The organism is Arthrobacter sp. AQ5-05 (genome assembly GCF_003287975.1).
Taxonomy (GTDB): Bacteria; Actinomycetota; Actinomycetes; order Actinomycetales; family Micrococcaceae; genus Paeniglutamicibacter.
Genome location: NZ_QMKQ01000007.1, coordinates 65,582 through 81,979, shown reverse-complemented (window position 1 = coordinate 81,979; position 16,398 = coordinate 65,582). Strand labels below are relative to the sequence as shown.

Annotated in this window: 15 protein-coding genes; 14 read left to right on the top strand and 1 reads right to left on the bottom strand. The window is 68.8% G+C overall.

Translation table 11 applies throughout. The annotated features are described in order from the left end of the window. Window positions 1-130: 130 nt before the first annotated feature. The 12 genes from alaS (at window position 131) to DQ353_RS21605 (ending at window position 13,392) form a co-directional block, all read left to right on the top strand. The gene (gene alaS / locus DQ353_RS08850; protein ID WP_113762392.1) at window positions 131-2,812 is read left to right on the top strand and encodes an alanine--tRNA ligase; all 2,682 of its coding nucleotides are present in this window, start codon (window positions 131-133) and stop codon (window positions 2,810-2,812) included. A gap of 41 nt (window positions 2,813-2,853) precedes the next feature. Then, on the top strand, window positions 2,854-3,342 hold the full coding sequence (gene ruvX, locus DQ353_RS08845; RefSeq protein ID WP_113762391.1) for a Holliday junction resolvase RuvX: 489 nt from the start codon (window positions 2,854-2,856) through the stop codon (window positions 3,340-3,342). Window positions 3,343-3,514: 172 nt separating this feature from the next. Continuing rightward, window positions 3,515-5,758: an endolytic transglycosylase MltG gene (gene mltG / locus DQ353_RS08840; RefSeq protein WP_113762390.1), complete on the top strand. Its 2,244-nt coding sequence runs from the start codon at window positions 3,515-3,517 to the stop codon at window positions 5,756-5,758. Continuing rightward, the gene (locus DQ353_RS08835; RefSeq protein ID WP_353616675.1) at window positions 5,749-6,663 is read left to right on the top strand and encodes a shikimate dehydrogenase family protein; all 915 of its coding nucleotides are present in this window, start codon (window positions 5,749-5,751) and stop codon (window positions 6,661-6,663) included. The genes mltG and DQ353_RS08835 overlap by 10 nt, the downstream gene beginning before the upstream one ends. 32 nt (window positions 6,664-6,695) lie before the next feature. Continuing rightward, window positions 6,696-7,898, top strand: coding sequence for a chorismate synthase (aroC, locus tag DQ353_RS08830; protein ID WP_113762453.1), 1,203 nt, complete (start codon window positions 6,696-6,698; stop codon window positions 7,896-7,898). Further along, complete coding sequence (locus DQ353_RS08825) at window positions 7,895-8,458, top strand: shikimate kinase (RefSeq protein WP_113762388.1); 564 nt, start codon at window positions 7,895-7,897, stop codon at window positions 8,456-8,458. Before aroC ends, DQ353_RS08825 begins: the two co-directional genes overlap by 4 nt. 194 nt (window positions 8,459-8,652) lie before the next feature. Next, entirely contained in the window at window positions 8,653-9,744 is a 1,092-nt protein-coding gene (gene aroB, locus DQ353_RS08820; protein WP_113762387.1) for a 3-dehydroquinate synthase, read from the top strand. Continuing rightward, window positions 9,741-10,340: a hypothetical protein gene (locus DQ353_RS08815; protein ID WP_113762386.1), complete on the top strand. Its 600-nt coding sequence runs from the start codon at window positions 9,741-9,743 to the stop codon at window positions 10,338-10,340. Before aroB ends, DQ353_RS08815 begins: the two co-directional genes overlap by 4 nt. A 215-nt stretch (window positions 10,341-10,555) precedes the next feature. After that, window positions 10,556-11,116 (top strand): elongation factor P, encoded by a 561-nt coding sequence (gene efp / locus DQ353_RS08810; RefSeq protein WP_071215093.1) that lies wholly within the window; start codon window positions 10,556-10,558, stop codon window positions 11,114-11,116. Continuing rightward, window positions 11,116-11,526 carry a transcription antitermination factor NusB gene (nusB, locus tag DQ353_RS08805; protein WP_113762385.1) on the top strand — a complete coding sequence of 137 codons (411 nt, stop codon included), beginning with the start codon at window positions 11,116-11,118 and terminating at the stop codon, window positions 11,524-11,526. Before efp ends, nusB begins: the two co-directional genes overlap by 1 nt. Window positions 11,527-11,835: 309 nt before the next feature. Beyond that, window positions 11,836-13,230 (top strand): OFA family MFS transporter, encoded by a 1,395-nt coding sequence (locus DQ353_RS08800; protein ID WP_113762384.1) that lies wholly within the window; start codon window positions 11,836-11,838, stop codon window positions 13,228-13,230. Further along, window positions 13,231-13,392, top strand: coding sequence for an MFS transporter small subunit (locus tag DQ353_RS21605; RefSeq protein ID WP_181578309.1), 162 nt, complete (start codon window positions 13,231-13,233; stop codon window positions 13,390-13,392). It begins immediately after the preceding gene. Window positions 13,393-13,474: 82 nt separating this feature from the next. Here DQ353_RS21605 and DQ353_RS08795 read toward each other — a convergent pair whose 3' ends face one another. After that, window positions 13,475-14,692, bottom strand: coding sequence for a PrsW family intramembrane metalloprotease (locus DQ353_RS08795; RefSeq protein WP_286166694.1), 1,218 nt, complete (start codon window positions 14,690-14,692; stop codon window positions 13,475-13,477). Window positions 14,693-14,786: 94 nt separating this feature from the next. Here DQ353_RS08795 and pyrR point away from each other — a divergent pair, with 94 nt between their 5' ends. After that, the gene (pyrR, locus tag DQ353_RS08790; RefSeq protein ID WP_113762383.1) at window positions 14,787-15,377 is read left to right on the top strand and encodes a bifunctional pyr operon transcriptional regulator/uracil phosphoribosyltransferase PyrR; all 591 of its coding nucleotides are present in this window, start codon (window positions 14,787-14,789) and stop codon (window positions 15,375-15,377) included. After that, window positions 15,374-16,378 carry an aspartate carbamoyltransferase catalytic subunit gene (locus tag DQ353_RS08785; protein ID WP_113762382.1) on the top strand — a complete coding sequence of 335 codons (1,005 nt, stop codon included), beginning with the start codon at window positions 15,374-15,376 and terminating at the stop codon, window positions 16,376-16,378. Before pyrR ends, DQ353_RS08785 begins: the two co-directional genes overlap by 4 nt. The last annotated feature ends 20 nt before the right edge of the window (window positions 16,379-16,398 follow it).

Here is a 16,398-nt window from a genome sequence, read left to right as displayed (position 1 = left end):
ACTCCGGCGCCCGCCGCCATGGCGGACCCGGCAGCATGCCGTTCCCCGGCCAACCGGCCACGGGGGAAGCGGACATGGAAGCCACACCCAAGCACAGCGCCCGTAAGCACGAAGGGATCGAAGAGGAACGATGAAATCGCAGGAAATTGCACGCCGGTGGATCGACTACTTTGAGTCGAAGGGCCACACCGCGGTTCCCAGCGCCTCGCTGGTCTCCTCCGACCCGTCGTTGCTGTTCACCGTCGCCGGCATGGTGCCGTTCATTCCGTACCTGACCGCACGCGAAGAACCACCGTACAACCGCGCCACCTCCGTCCAGAAGTGCATCCGCACCGGCGACATCGATGAAGTCGGCAAGACCGTGCGCCACGGCACCTTCTTCCAGATGGCCGGCAACTTCTCCTTCGGCGACTACTTCAAGGAAGGCGCCATCTCCTATGCCTGGGAGCTGCTGACCAGCTCCCTGGAGGACGGCGGTTACGGCCTGGACCCGGAAAAGCTGTGGATCACGGTCTTCCACGAGGACACCGAGGCACTGGAGATATGGCGCGACAAGATCGGCATCCCGGCCGAGCGCATCCAGAAGATGGGCATGGAGGACAACTACTGGTCCACCGGCCAGCCCGGCCCGGCCGGCCCCTGCTCGGAGATCTTCTACGACCGCGGACCGGAGTACGGCATCGAGGGCGGCCCGGAGGCGGACGACACCCGTTACATCGAAATCTGGAACCTCGTGTTCATGCAGTACCAGCGCGGCGAGGGCACCGGCAAGGACAGCTTCGAGATCCTGGGCGAACTGCCCAAGAAGAACATCGACACCGGCCTCGGACTTGAGCGCCTGGCCATGATCCTGCAGGGCGTCGAGAACATGTACGAGACCGACCAGGTCCGTCCCGTGCTCGACAAGGCGGCGGAGCTGGCCGGCAAGGCCTACACCTCCACCGAGGACCCGAAGGACCCGAACCACGCGGACGACGTGCGCATGCGCATGGTCGCCGACCATATCCGCTCCTCGCTGATGCTGATCTCCGACGGCGTCTCCCCTGGCAACGAGGGCCGCGGCTACGTGCTGCGCCGCCTGATCCGCCGCGCCGTGCGCGCCATGCGCCTGATGGGCGTGGAAACCGCGGTGCTGCCCGAGCTGCTGCCGGCCTCCCGCGACGCCATGAAGGGCGTCTACCCGATCGTCGAAACCGACTTCGAGCGCATCGCCCGCATCGCCTACGCCGAGGAGCGCGCCTTCCTGCGCACCATCGCATCGGGTACCACCCGCCTGGAAGAAGCACTGAAGGTCTCCAAGTCCAAGGGCGGTTCGCTCTCGGGCGAGGACGCCTTCGCACTGCACGACACCTTCGGCTTCCCGATCGACCTGACCCTGGAAATCGCCGCCGAGGCCGGCCTGGCCGTCGACGAAACCAAGTTCCGCGAGCTGATGAACGAGCAGCGCACCCGCGCGCAGAAGGACGCCAAGGCCAAGAAGGCCGGACACGCGGACCTGACCGTCTTCACCCAGCTGCACGAGCGCGGCGACGTCATCTTCACCGGCTACGAGGAACTCACCAGCGAATCCACCGTGCGCGGCATCGTGCACAATGGTTCATTGGTCGAGGTGGCCGAACAGGGCCAACAGATCGAACTGGTCCTCAACGAGACCCCGTTCTACGCCGAGGCCGGCGGACAGGCCGGCGACGTCGGACTGATCACCGGCGACGGCTTCGTGCTCGAGGTCCTGGACGTCCAGGCCCCGATCCGCGGGCTGAACGTCCACCAGGCAATCGTGCGCGAGGGCGAACTGCCCGCCGGCGCCTCGGTGCTTGCCGAGGTCGACCGCACCCGCCGCCACTCCGGGGAACAGGCGCACTCCGCCACCCACCTGGTCCACGCGGCGCTGCACGAGATCCTGGGCCCCGATGCCCTGCAGTCCGGCTCCTTCAACAAGGCCGGCTACCTGCGCTTCGACTTCTCCTGGTCCGAGGCCCTGTCGGCCGCGGCCCGCAATGAGATCGAAGAGGTCGTGAACCTGGCCATCCGCAACAACCACCAGGTGCGCACCAACGTCATGCCGCTGGCCGAGGCCCGCGCCGCCGGCGCCATGAGCCTGTTCGGCGAGAAGTACGGCAACACCGTGCGGATGGTCGAGATCAACGACGCCTGGAGCCGCGAGCTCTGCGGCGGCACCCACGTGGCCGCCACCGCACAAATCGGCTCGCTGACCCTGCTGGGCGAAGCCTCCGTGGGCTCGGGCAACCGCCGCGTGGAGGCCCTGGTCGGCATGGAGGCCTTCCGCCACGGTGCCGCCGAACGTGCACTGGTTTCGGATCTCTCGGCGATGTTCAAGGTCCCTGCCGCACAGCTGAACGAACGCATTTCCGACACCGTCGCGAAGCTGCGCCACGCCGAAAAGGAAATCGAGAAGCTGCGGGGGGCCCAACTGGCCGCCCAGGCCGGTGCCCTGGCGGCAAAGTCCGCCACGGTCAACGGCATCAAGGTCCTGGCGCACGACGTCGGCGAGGTTCCCTCGGCCGAAGCGCTGCGCACCTTGGCCCTTGACCTGCGCGACCGCCTCGGCTCGGAGGCATCCACCGTTGCCCTCACCGGAGCGTCCAACGGACGCCCGCTGGTGCTGGTTGCAACCAACGAGGAAGCCCGCGCCAAGGGCGCCAAGGCCGGGGCGCTGGTGCGCACCGCCGCGAAGATCCTTGGCGGCGGCGGCGGCGGCAAGGACGATGTGGCACAGGGCGGCGGCCAGGATGTCTCCAGGACCGCCGAGGCCCTGGAAGCCATGGTCCGCTCGATCCGGGAACTGTCATAACCTCGGCGCCAGGTGAAACCGCACATTCCGGGGTTGCCGGGGTGCTGCTGGGCGTCGACGTGGGCATGGCCCGCGTCGGCGTCGCGGCGTCAGACCGCAACGGGGTGCTGGCCACCCCCGTCAAGACGCTCAAGCGCGACCTGAAGAAGTCCAGCGACATTTCGGCTCTGGTCAAGCTGGCCGCCGAGCGCGAGGTCGCCCAGATCTTTGTCGGGCTGCCACGGTCGATGTCCGGCGGGGAAACGGCCTCCACCACCATGGCCCGCGATTATGCACGCGACTTGGCTAACGCCCTGTCCCGAGCCCACGTGGTCGCGGAAGTCAGGTTGGTCGATGAGCGCCTGACCACCGTCAGTGCGCACCGTGCACTGCACGAAGCCGGTCTGGACGGGCGCAAGCACCGGGCGGTGGTCGACCAGGTCGCCGCCGTGGAGATTCTCCAGCAAGTGCTTGAAATGCGCCGCCACGGGCAGCACTCGCCCGGGCAGCTTGCCGACGGCCGAACCCTCGGGCCGGGCGATGGCAGCTGAACCGGGACAAACCAGCGGAGCCGACCGGGGGAGCGCACGCCGCGCTGCCCCCGGGGTGCTGCCCGCAGACCCCGCTTTGGGTTACGATCGCATAACATCTCATTCGGCTGAAGACACGGGCCTGCGTCGCCCCTCGGCTACTACGTTGCCTGCGGGCAAGGGAGAAAACCGCATGACACACGAATCGTCCAACGATTCTCCGCGCCACGAACCCGGGATTTCACCCCGGCGTGCCGCCCGCGCCGCGCGCGAAAACGCCGAGCGCCAACGCGCCGCGGCCCAGGCTCCGGCCGCGGGGGATCCGTCCGCCGACCCCGACCCCGCGGCGGCAACCGCTCCCGGCGGCAACCCCGCCGGTGACCCACTGCCCGCACGCCACGGCACGGCCCACCACCATGCCGCGCCCGCCCCGGGGCACCAAGCCCCGGCCGACGCCGCGACGGCGTCCCAAGAGAGCAACCTGGAGTTGCCGGCCGCCACCGCAGCCAGCGAAGAGGCCGCAAGGGCAGCAGTGGCAGCCCAGGTCCTTGCGGAGGAACGAGCCCGGACCGCGGCCTCGGAACGCACCAAGGCGTTGGACGCCGCGCAACGGGCACGGACCCAAAGCGCGCAGCGGGCACGCAAGGAAGCCATCGAGGCCCAGCGCGCCGCCGCCGAGCGCGTGCGCCAGACCCTGCGGGCCAACGCCGCACCGTTGCGTGACAGGTCCGCCGCGGCCCGAAGCGCCATCACCCCCGATTCATCGCGCGCCGCGCCGTCCACCGGCAAGCCCGTCGTCCCGGCCCCCGGCGCATCGGCCGCCGCCGGCCCGTTCGACCAGGACGCGTCGCGGCACCGTACCGGCGCCACCGAGGCGGTAGCGGATCCCGCGGCATCCCAGGCCCAGGCATTGTCCACGCCCGGCGCCCAGGGGCCCCCCGCCCGCCCGGCCACCCCGCCGACCGTGCAGAAGCAGGAGACCCGGGAGGCGCGCCAGGAGCAGACCGACGCAGCCGGTTCCGCCTACCCGGCCCGCGGCCCCGAAGGCCTGCAGGTCCCGGGCGACAACGGCGCAGGTGTTGAAATGCGGCAGGTGGGCCACGAGGACCCCCGTGCCTACCCCGAGGCATCCGCGGCGGCACACGGCAGGGGAAACGACGACACAGACCAACACGTCATCGATCCCCACCACGTTGGCCATCAAGACGCCGACCACTACGACGCGGGCCACCGGGACGTCAGGTACCCCGACGTCGAACACCTGCCCGCGGCCCCCTACGACGGCACCGGCGGCTACACGGTGGAACCCGACGAGTCGCTGGAACGCGAAAACCTGTTCCTGACCACCATGGCCGCCGACCCGAAGGCCCGCAAGACCCGCCGCCGCCGCCGAAACTGGGTGGTGCTGGCGGTGCTGCTGGGATTCTGCGCCGTCATCTTCGGCGTTGTTCTCTTCCTGCAGGGGCTCATGGAACGCCTGAACCCCCATGACTTCCCGGCGCCCGGCGGCGCGGCCGTCTCCTTCGAGGTCAAGTCCGGCTGGGGCCCGAAGCAAATCGGGCGAGAACTGGAAAACCGGGACATCGTCGCCAGCGACAAGCTCTTCCTCGAAGCAATCCAACTGGTGGATGCCGAAAACCGCGAAATCCACCCCGGAACCTACGACCTGCGCCAGGAGATGCCGGCCCTGGATGCCGCCACGATCCTGATCGGCGAACCCGCCGCCAAGGTCTCCTACGTGGCCATCAAGCAAAACACCCGCCTGTCCGGCGTGCTCGAGGAAATCTCCAAGTCCACCGGCCTGAAACTCGAGGACCTCCAGGGCCTGTCCGAGGATCCCAAGGCCTTCGGCATCAATTCCGGGGCCCCAAACCTCGAGGGCTACCTGCACCCGGGCGAATACCGCTTCCCGCTGGACGCCGACGCCAAGACGGTGCTCAAGGCCATGGTCGATGCCACCGCCAAGACGCTGAAGGCCAACGGCATCACCGACCCGGGGCAGCAATACCACGTGCTCAAGATCGCCTCGATCCTGCAGGCCGAAGCCCGCAAGGACGACTACGCCACCGTGGCCGGGGCGCTGGAAAACCGCCTGCACCCAAACAACACCGAGACCAACGGCCTGCTGCAGGTCGACTCGGCCGTGATCTACGGGCTGGACCGCTACACCCTGCAGATCAGCGGGGCGGAGAAGGTCGACGCGAGCAACCCGTACAACACCTACGTGCACAAGGGGCTCCCGCCGACCCCCATCGGTTCCCCGGGGGACCCGGCCATCAAGGCCGCGGCCAACCCGACGCCCAACGACTACTACTACTGGGTCACCGTGAACACCAACACCGGGGAAACGAAGTTCGCCAGGACCTACGCCGAACACCGCGTGTACCAGAACGAATTCCGTTCCTGGTGCGCCGCCAACACGGACGTGTGCAAGTGACCGGGGCCCGCCGCGCGGCGGTGCTCGGCCACCCGATCTCCCATTCACGTTCCCCGCTGCTGCACTCGAGCGCCTACCGCGCCCTGGGCGTGGACATCGAATACACCGCGATCGACACCCTCCCCGGGCAGGCCGCGGCCTTCGCCCAGCGCCTGCGCACCGAACCGGGCTGGGTCGGGGTCTCGGTGACCATGCCGATGAAGGACGCGCTGATCCCGCACCTGGACGAACTTTCCGAGCGCGTGCAGCGGCTCGGGGCACTGAACACCGTGGTGGTCCAGCATCGTGACGGGGCCGTGCACCTGTACGGGCACAACACCGACGTCGACGGGATCGTCGGGGCGATGGCCGGTGTGCTTCCCGCGCGCCGCCACGGCGACACGCCGGGCCCCGCGCGCCGTGCCGCGATCCTGGGTGCCGGGAACACCGCGCTGGCCGCGCTGGAGGCCTGCGCCGAGCTCGGGCACACCCAGGTGGACCTGGTGGTGCGCAACCCGCAGCGCGCCGCCGCCGCCCTGGACCTGGCGCAATCCCTGGGGCTGGGATGCGAAGCGATCGACAGCACCGTCGCCGGGCAGCGGCTGGCGCACTACGAGGCGGTCATCTCCACGCTCCCGGCGCACGCCGCCGACGTCCTGGTTGCCCCGCTGGGTCTGGACCCGGAACGAGGCCCGGTGCCCGGCGCCCTGGCCCCCGGCGCCGTGCTGCTGGATGTCGCCTACGACCCGTGGCCCTCGGTGCTCGCCACCGCCTGGGAGCGCGCCGGCGGCACCGTCGTCTGCGGGCTGTCGATGCTGCTCTACCAGGGAGTGGAGCAGGTCAAGCTCTTTTCCGGTGTCCAGCATGCGGACTGGAACCACGTCACAAATGTGATGTGCGACGCAGTGGGGCTGTCCCGGCCCTGATCACGGCCCCGGGACATGGCAAGATGGAGGGCATGTTGCGTTGGTTGACGGCGGGCGAATCACACGGCCCCGCATTGGTTGGAATTATCGAGGGACTGCCCGCGGGCATTGCCATCTCTTCACAGGATGTGCGCGATGCCCTGGCACGCCGCCGCCTCGGCTATGGCCGCGGCGCGAGGATGAAGTTCGAGCAGGATGCGGTGTCCTTCATCGGCGGCGTCCGCCACGGGCTCACCCAGGGCGGCCCGGTGGCCATCGAGGTCGGCAACACCGAATGGCCCAAGTGGGAAAAGGTCATGAATCCCGACGCCGTGGACCCCGAGGAACTGGCATCGATGGCGCGCAACGCGCCGCTTACCCGACCGAGGCCCGGTCACGCCGATTTCACCGGCATGCAGAAATACGGGTTCGACGACGCCCGCCCGGTCCTTGAGCGCGCGTCCGCCCGCGAAACGGCCGCCCGCGTCGCCCTGGGCTCGGTGGCAGCAAACTTCCTGGCCCAGCTCGGCGTCCAGCTGGTGTCCCACACCGTCTCGGTCGGCACCGTTGCCTCCCCGGAGAATTCCGCGCTGCCCACCGCCGCCGACGTGCGTGCCCTTGATGCCGACCCGCTGCGCTGCTTCGACTCCGAGACCTCCGCGGCCATGGTCGCCGAGGTCGACGCCGCCCACAAGGAGGGCGAAACCCTCGGCGGCATCGTCGAGGTGCTGGCCTACAACCTTCCCCCCGGGTTGGGCTCCTACGTGCACTGGGACCGCCGGCTCGACGCGCGCCTGGCCGGTGCGCTGATGGGCATCCAGGCCATCAAGGGCGTGGAGGTGGGAGATGGCTTCCTTACCGCCTCGCGCCGCGGTTCGGCCGCGCACGACGAGATCGTGCGCGGCGAAGACGGGGTCATCGACCGCTCCGGCAACAAGGCCGGCGGCATCGAGGGCGGCATGAGCATCGGGGACGTGCTGCGCGTGCGCGCGGCCATGAAGCCGATCGCCACCGTCCCGCGCGCGCTGCGCACCATCGACACCGCCACCGGCGAAGAGACCACCGCGCACCACCAGCGCTCGGACGTCTGTGCGGTCCCGGCCGCCGGCGTCGTCGCCGAGGCCATGGTCGCCCTGGTGCTGGCCCAGGCCATGCTGGAGAAGTTCGGCGGCGACTCGATCACCGAGGTCAAGCGCAACGTGGAAAACTATCTCGGGGCCATCCCGCGGAACCTGGGGTCGGTTCGCACCCCATGAGCACGCCGATCTTCCTGATCGGGCCGATGGCAAGCGGCAAGAGTGCGGTCGGGGCGATCCTGGCGCGCCTGCTGGGAACCACCCTGATCGACACCGACGCCCGCGTCGTTGCGGCCCACGGCACGATCCCCGAGATCTTCGCCGCCCACGGGGAGGCCGGATTCCGCCGCTTCGAGTCCCAGGCGCTGGCCGATGCCGTGCGCCCGCAGGCCAAGGCCGCATCCGGCACCGCCACCCCGGGGCCGCCGGCCGACCGGTGCGCCCCGGCGGTCGTGGCCACCGGGGGAGGCTCGGTGCTCGCGGCCGGGAACCGGGACCTGATCGCCACGGGCTTCGCGGTGTACCTGCTGACCGATGCGGCCACCGTCGGCCCGCGCATCGGCACGGACACCACCCGGCCGCTGCTCGGCGCCACCCCGCTGGAATCGTGGAGCCGGATCTTCGCCGAACGCAGCGAACTCTACGAGGCGACAGCGACGCTGTGCATCGACACCCGGGGGAGGACCGCGGCAGAAATCGCCGAGGCGATCCTCACCGCATACCGTGATGCCGGACACTGAAACCCCAACTCGGACGCCCAAACGCGTAGGCTTAAGCCAAGCAACGGACGCATCCGCGCGCCCGCCGCACGGCTAATTGGTCACCGGCGAAGAATCGGTTGACGCGTATTCACCCACGAGCCCAAGCCCCCAACCGCACCGACCCGGTCGGTGCCGGGGACCGGCGCGCCACGCAGCACATGGAGGATCCAACGATGAACCCCGCACCCACGACGATCAACGTCACCGGATCGGCTCCTGCCGAGAACTACGAGGTGATCGTCGGCAACGGCCTGCTCGGGCGCCTGCCCGGCCTGCTGGGCGAGCGCGTCAAGAAGGTGCTGATCATCCACCCGCGCGCCCTGCGCGCCACCGGTGACATCGTCAAGGCCGACCTCGAGGCCGCCGGCTACGCCGCGATGGTCGCCGAGATCCCCGACGCCGAAGAGGGCAAGCACATCGAGGTCGCCTCCTTCTGCTGGCAGGTGCTGGGCAAGAACGATTTCACCCGCTCGGACGCCATCGTCGCGGTGGGCGGCGGGGCCGTGACCGACCTGGCCGGATTCGTCGCCGCCACCTGGCTGCGCGGAACCAAGGTCATCCACATCCCCACCTCGCTGCTGGGCATGGTCGATGCCGCCCTCGGCGGCAAGACCGGCATCAACACCGCCGAGGGCAAGAACCTCGTCGGCGCCTTCCACCCGCCGGCCGGCGTGCTGGTGGACCTGGACACCCTGGCCACGCTGCCGAAGAACGAGCTGGTCACCGGCATGGCCGAGGTCGTCAAGTGCGGCTTCATCGCCGACGAGCGCATCCTCGAGCTCATCGAGGAAGACCCCGCCGACGCCACCGACGCCACCTCCGCCCGCCTGCGCGAACTGATCGAACGAGCCATCATCGTCAAGGCCAAGGTCGTCTCCAACGACCTGCGTGAATCCGGGGAGCGCGAGTTCCTGAACTACGGGCACACCCTGGCCCACGCCATCGAGCTGGTCGAACGCTACTCGATGCGCCACGGCGCCGCGGTGTCCATCGGCATGGCCTTCGCCGCCGAGCTGGGCCGCAGCGTGGGACGCACCTCGGATGCGGTCGCCGACCGCCACCTGGCCATCCTGAAGTCCCTGGGACTGCCCACCACCTACCGCGGGGACCGCTGGCAGGCCCTGCTCGACGGGATGCGCCGGGACAAGAAGACCCGTGGCGACCTGTTGCGCTTCGTGGTGCTCGATGCGATCGGCAGCCCGCGCATGCTCGATGTGCCCGACACTTCCCTCTTGTTCGCCGCCTACCAGGAGATTGCACAATGATCACCGCACCGGATCGGGACCTGACCCACACCCAGGCGCTGCTGCAGGTACCCGTCGGGGGACTGGACAGTGCCCCGCGCCAAAACATCGAATCGGGCATCCCCGGGGTGCGGTTGAACCCGTCGCTGATGCGCCACGAGATTTCCGACGCGGCCCTGGCCGAGGAAACCCTGCGCACCGGTTCCGCCGCCTGGCAGGTCGTGGTGCTGCTGGCCAAGGGCGAGCTGCGCGCCGCCAGCGAACTGGTCGCCGAGACCCGCCTGAGAAACCCGCAGGACTTCGCCATGCGCGTACTTGACACCTCGCTGACCCGTGCCGCGGGCGACGCGCCAAGGGCCATCAACCGCCTGCGCGCGCTGCTGACCGAGTTCAAGGACACCGAGCACGAGGCGATCCTGCAGCAGCACCTGGGCTTCGCCTACGTGGAGTCCGGGGACCTGCTGGCCGCGACCAACCGTTTCCGCAAGGCCCTTGACCTGCGCACCACTGCAGGGGCCGACGCCCACCTGGTCGAGTCGTCGCGCGCCTGCCTGGCCTCGGTGCTCGAGCACACCGGAACCGTGGCCGCGCCGGCCCACCAGCACCCCGCGCAGTAGCAACGGCACCGCCGGCACACACCACGTGTGCCGGCCGGGCGCCGACGTCCGGCAGATCACCATCGGGAGTTACCCGGGCAACCGCCCCGGTGCGCTAAACTGAATCTTGGATTTTTGACAACACGCCCGGGGTTGCCGCTTTGCGGCGGCCTGGGCCCGCCAGCGCGATTCCGCGCCGGGCGAGCCGGCGGCGAAATACGGAAGAAGAGTAGATCGTGGCATCAACCACCGACATCAAGAACGGACAGGTCCTCAAGATCGAGGGCCAGCTCTGGACCATCATCGATTTCCAGCACGTCAAGCCCGGCAAGGGCGGCGCCTTCGTGCGCACCAAGATGCGCAACGTCATCACCGGCCGCGTCCTGGAGAAGACCTACAACGCCGGCGCCAAGATCGAGACCGCCACCGTTGACCGCCGCGACTACCAGTACCTGTACCAGGACGGCGAAGACTTCGTGTTCATGGACCTGAGCGACTACGACCAGATCACCGTCGCCGGTGCCACCGTGGGAGACGCCGCCGGCTACATGCTGGAGAGCCAGAACGCCACCATCGCGATGCACGAGGGTTCCCCGCTGTACGTCGAGCTGCCCCCGTCGGTTGTCCTGGAAATCACCTACACCGAGCCGGGCCTGCAGGGCGACCGCTCCTCGGCCGGCACCAAGCCGGCCACGCTGGAGACCGGCAAGGAGATCCAGGTGCCGCTGTTCGTCGAGCAGAACACCAAGGTCAAGGTCGACACCCGCACCGGCGATTACCTGGGGCGTGTCTCCTAGTGAGCGCCCGCGCCAAGGCCCGCCGCCGGGCACTTGACATCCTTTTTGAAGCCGAACAACGCGATGTCTCGCCCCTGGCGGCCATGCGTTTGCGCCGTGAAGCCACGGACATCACCATCAACGAGTACACCGTGACCCTCATCGAGGGCGTCATGGGAGAGCTGGACCGGATCGATGAGATCCTCTCCTCCTACTCCAAGGGCTGGACCCTCGAGCGCATGCCCACTGTGGACCGCACCGCGCTGCGCATCGGCACCTGGGAGCTGTTGTTCAACGACGACGTTCCCGACGGCGTTGCCGTGGCCGAGGCAGTCTCGCTGGTTCGCGAACTGTCCACCGACGAGTCCCCGGAATTCGTCAACGGACTGCTCGGACGCATCCAGCAGATGAAGCCGACACTGCTGGCCTAGCGGCTCGCGCTACGAACCTCTCCGCCGGCCGGCGGGAACCCGAACTTTTCGGGATCCCGCCGGCCGCGGTGCGTTGACCGGCATGCCGGTCCCCAAGCGACCCGGCGGCCGGACCGGCAGGGCAAGCCGTGACCATTTCGCATCTTCTCGCGGCACCCATCGCGGCGGCAAGTCGCCATTCCTCGGCGCGGGGCCGCGGCCCGGCCTGTGAATCGTGCCACACTGAGTGCTTGGGTCACGGAATCCGGCAATCACATGGTTTCTGTTCCCGGTGATACTCGCGCCCACCCTAGAACAGAGGAGAACACGTTGAATTGGCTCGACCGCTCCCGCTCCATCGCCCCGCCGGGCTTCAACCGCTGGCTGATTCCGCCCGCCGCACTGGCCGTGCACCTGTGCATCGGCCAGGCCTACGCCACCAGCGTGTACAAGTCCGCGCTCATTGGCCACTTCGGCCTCTCGCAGACCGCCATCGGGATCATTTTCTCCATCGCGATCGTGATGCTCGGCCTTTCCGCGGCCATCATGGGCACCTGGGTCGAACGCAGCGGGCCGCGCAAGTCGATGTTCGTCGCCGCCTCCTTCTGGGGTGCCGGCTTCCTGGTCGGTGCCGCCGGCATCTTCACCTCACAGCTCTGGCTGGTCTACCTGGGCTACGGGTTCATTGGCGGCATCGGGCTGGGCATCGGCTACATCTCCCCGGTCTCCACGCTCATGAAGTGGTTTCCGGACCGCCCGGGCATGGCCACCGGCATGGCGATCATGGGCTTCGGGGGAGGGGCGCTGATCGCCTCCCCGATGTCCAGCGCGCTGCTGAAGTTCTTCGACGGGTTCAACCCCGCAACCGACGGCGCCGACTGGATCGCCTCGGGCAATTCGGTCGGCAAGCTGTTCCTGACCCTGGGCGTGCTCTACTTCGCGGTGATGATGTACGGGGTGCTGAACATCCGCGTGCCCGCCCCCGGCTGGATGCCGCGCGGCTGGGATCCTTCGAAGGCCAAGGTCTCGGCGATGGTCACCACCAAGCAGGTCTCGGCGGCCAACGCGATCAAGACCCGCAGTTTCTGGCTGGTGTGGGCCGTCCTGTTCCTCAACGTCACCGCCGGCATCGGCATCCTGGAACAGGCATCCCCGATGATCCAGGACTTCTTCCGCGGCGCCGACGGGAACTCCGCTGTCAATGCCGCGGTGGCCGCCGGATTCGTGGGCATGCTCTCGATCGGCAACATGGCGGGACGCTTCATCTGGTCCAGCGCCTCGGATCTGATCGGTCGCAAGCGCATCTACATGGTCTACCTCGGAGCCGGCGCGCTCTTCTATGTGGTGCTGGCCTTCTTCGGCGGCAGCTCGATGCTTCTCTTCGTGGCGATGGCCGTGGTCATCATCAGCTTCTACGGCGGCTCCTTCGCCACCGCCCCGGCGTACCTCAAGGACCTCTTCGGCACCTTCCAGGTCGGGGCGATCCACGGCCGCCTGCTGACCGCGTGGTCCGCCGCCGGCATTGCCGGGCCGTTGATCGTCAACGGGCTGTTGGACGCCCAGGGCAAGCCCGGAACGATGAACGCACACAACTACCTGCCGGTGTTGCTGACCATGGTGGGGCTGCTGGTCATCGGCTTCGTCGCCAGCACGCTCATCCGCCCGGTCGATGCGAAGTACCACGAGCCGGAGGAAGCACTCGCTTCCTCCAGGAAAGGATCCTAGATGCCTGCGCAACCACATGACGCCATTGATCCCGCAGGGCCCGCCGGCGTCCCGGTGGACCCCTCCACCGGGCGGCTGGTTTTCGGCTGGCTGTTGGTCGGGATCCCGCTGGCGTACGGGGTCATCACCACCCTGTCGAGGGTCGGCCAGCTCTTCCAGTAGCCCTACCGGCTGCCGGGCAGGATCTGTGGGCGTTCGGCGTGTTGCATATCGACACGCCGAACGCCCGTGCCAAATGCCCGGCTCAGGCCAGGGCGAGCAGCTGCGCCCGCTGCATGTGCGACTTGTGCAGCAGCGCCAGTTCCCGGGCGAAGTCGGTGCCCGCGGGGTGTCCGGCCACGATTCGCTGGCGCACCGCGGCCAGGTTCATCGCGGTGGTGGTGAATTCCTTCATCTGCCGGCTGCGTCCGATGCCCGCCGCCCAGCGCCGTGCATTGCGCCGGCCCGCACGTGTGGCAAACATCTGGACCTCCGCGGCGGTGAACCAGCCGCCGGCCCGGTACTCGTCCAGGCGCTGCTCGACCAGCTTCCGCTCCCCGCGCTGCAGCAGCGCCACGGCCACGATCGAGGCAACGAACAACGGCACCTGCAGCACGAAGTAGAAGCTCAGGAAGTTGTCGAAGAAGATCCCGACCCCGCCGTTCCACAGGAAGTGGCCGACCATCGCCGGCAGCAGGCCCAGTACCAGGTACAGCGGCCAGCGCCCGCGCTTGCCGCGCGCGGCACACAGACCGAGCGCGAAACCCGTCCATGCGGTGAACATCACGTGGGCGAAGGGGGAGAAGAGCCCGCGCAGCACGAAGACCGAGACCAGCTCGCCCGGGGCCCCCGGGTCCACGTAGCTGGAGGCGAAGTACAAGATGTTCTCGGTGAACGCGAACCCGGCACCGACGATGCCGCCGTACACGATCCCGTCGATGGGACCGTCGAAGTGGGAGCGGTTGATCCAGAAGATCAGCAGCACCCCGGCGCCCTTGGCCAGTTCCTCCACGATGGGGGCCTGCACCACCGCGCCGAAGAGGTCAAGGTCCACACGGCCCGCGGGGTCGAAGAACAGCTCCATGAACACGTCCCCCACCAGCAGGGCCCCGGCCACCGAGGCACCGGCGCCCCAGAGCAGCCCCAGCGCCAGCAGGGCGCGCGGCTCGGGGTCCCAGCGATCCACCCAGCGCAGCCCCAGCAGGCACAGCGCCAGCGGCACCATGGCCAGCGCGCCGAGCCACAGCACGGTGCCGGAACCGAAGACCCCGGCCAGGAAGAAGCCCACACCCAGCAGCACCGCGGTGCAGGCCACCAGCGCGAGGGTCACCGCAGTGGACCCGGAACGGCGCCGGTGCCCCGGCGGGGGACCGGACCCGGGCAGGCCCGGGAGCGCAGGGGAAGCGGGGGAACCGGCGGAGGCCCAGGGGTCCTGCGGGGCCGAGTGCGGGGATGATTGCGGGGGGTGTGAGGTAACGCGCATGACTCAAATCCTACGTGCGGCACGGCCTATGATAATTTTGATCCAGCAAGCAACCTTTAAATTCCGTCCAGTGAGGCGGGGAAGGAGGCCGCACATGAGCAACGAGCCCACCCGGGACCGTGCCCTCGCGCCCGTCAGTGCCCGGATAGTCCTCTCCAGCGAGGACATCGAACGCGTTCTCACCCGCATCGCCCACGAGATCATCGAGGCCAACAAGGGAGTGGCGGACCTGGTGCTGTTGGGCATCCCGTCCCGCGGATTCCCGCTGGCCCAACGCCTGGCGCAGCGCATCGCCGCCACCACCCCGGGCCTGGATCCCGCCTGCATCACCGGACAGCTCGACGTCACGATGTACCGCGACGACCTGCGCCGCTCCACCACCCGCACCCCCGTGCCCACCCGCCTTCCGGCCTCCGGCATCGACGACAAGGTCGTGGTGCTGGTGGACGACGTGCTCTACTCCGGGCGCACCATCCGCGCCGCCCTTGACGCCATCGCCGACCTGGGCCGCCCCCGCATCGTGCGCCTGGCGGTGCTGGTGGACCGCGGCCACCGCGAACTTCCCATCCGCGCCGACCACGTCGGCAAGAACCTGCCCACCGCCACCACCGAAAAGGTGCGCGTGCACCTCTCCGAGGTCGACGGGGCCAACAACAACGAGGTCGTCATCGAGGCCCACGCATGAAGCACCTGCTCTCCACCCTCGATCTCTCGCGCGCCGATGCGATCCGCATCCTGGACATCGCCGAGGAAATGGCCGCCGTGGGCACCCGCGAGGTCAAGAAGCTCCCGGCGCTGCGCGGACGGACAGTGGTCAACCTCTTCTTCGAGGACTCGACCCGCACCCGAATCTCCTTCGAGGCCGCCGCCAAGCGGCTGAGCGCGGATGTCATCAACTTCTCCGCCAAGGGTTCCTCGGTCTCCAAGGGCGAGTCGCTCAAGGACACCGCGCAGACCCTGCAGGCCATCGGCGCCGACGCGGTGGTCATCCGGCACGGCGCCTCCGGGGCCCCGGCCCGCCTGGCAGCCACCGACTGGATCGACGCCCCGGTGGTCAACGCCGGGGACGGCACCCACGAGCACCCCACCCAGGCGCTGCTGGACGCGTTCACGCTGCGCACCCACTGGTCCGCGCTGCATGGACACACCTCGCTGGGTTCGGACCTTTCCGGCATGAAGGTCGCCATCGTCGGGGACATCCTGCACTCGAGGGTCGCCCGCTCCAACCTCTGGCTGCTTCGCACCCTGGGCGCCGAGGTGACCATGGTCGCCCCTCCCACGCTGCTGCCGCACGGATCCAAGGTGTGGCCGTGCACCATCAGCTACGACCTCGACGCCACGCTGGCCGGCGGCATCGACGCGGTGATGATGCTGCGCGTGCAGGGCGAACGCATGCACGACTCCTTCTTCCCCAACACCCGCGAATACTCGCGGCTCTGGGGCTTCGACGACGCACGCCTGGCGGCACTGGACGCCCGCGACACCGGCGAAACCATCATCATGCACCCCGGCCCGATGAACCGCGGCCTGGAAATCTCCTCCGCGGCCGCCGACTCGCCCCGCTCCACCGTGCTGGCCCAGGTGGCCAACGGCGTGGCGGTGCGCATGGCCGTGCTGTACCTACTGCTATCGGGGGACCAGCAGCGTCCCGCACCCTCGGACGCCACCCGTCCGGCCGGCCTGTAAAGAAACGGGAGTCAATCCTC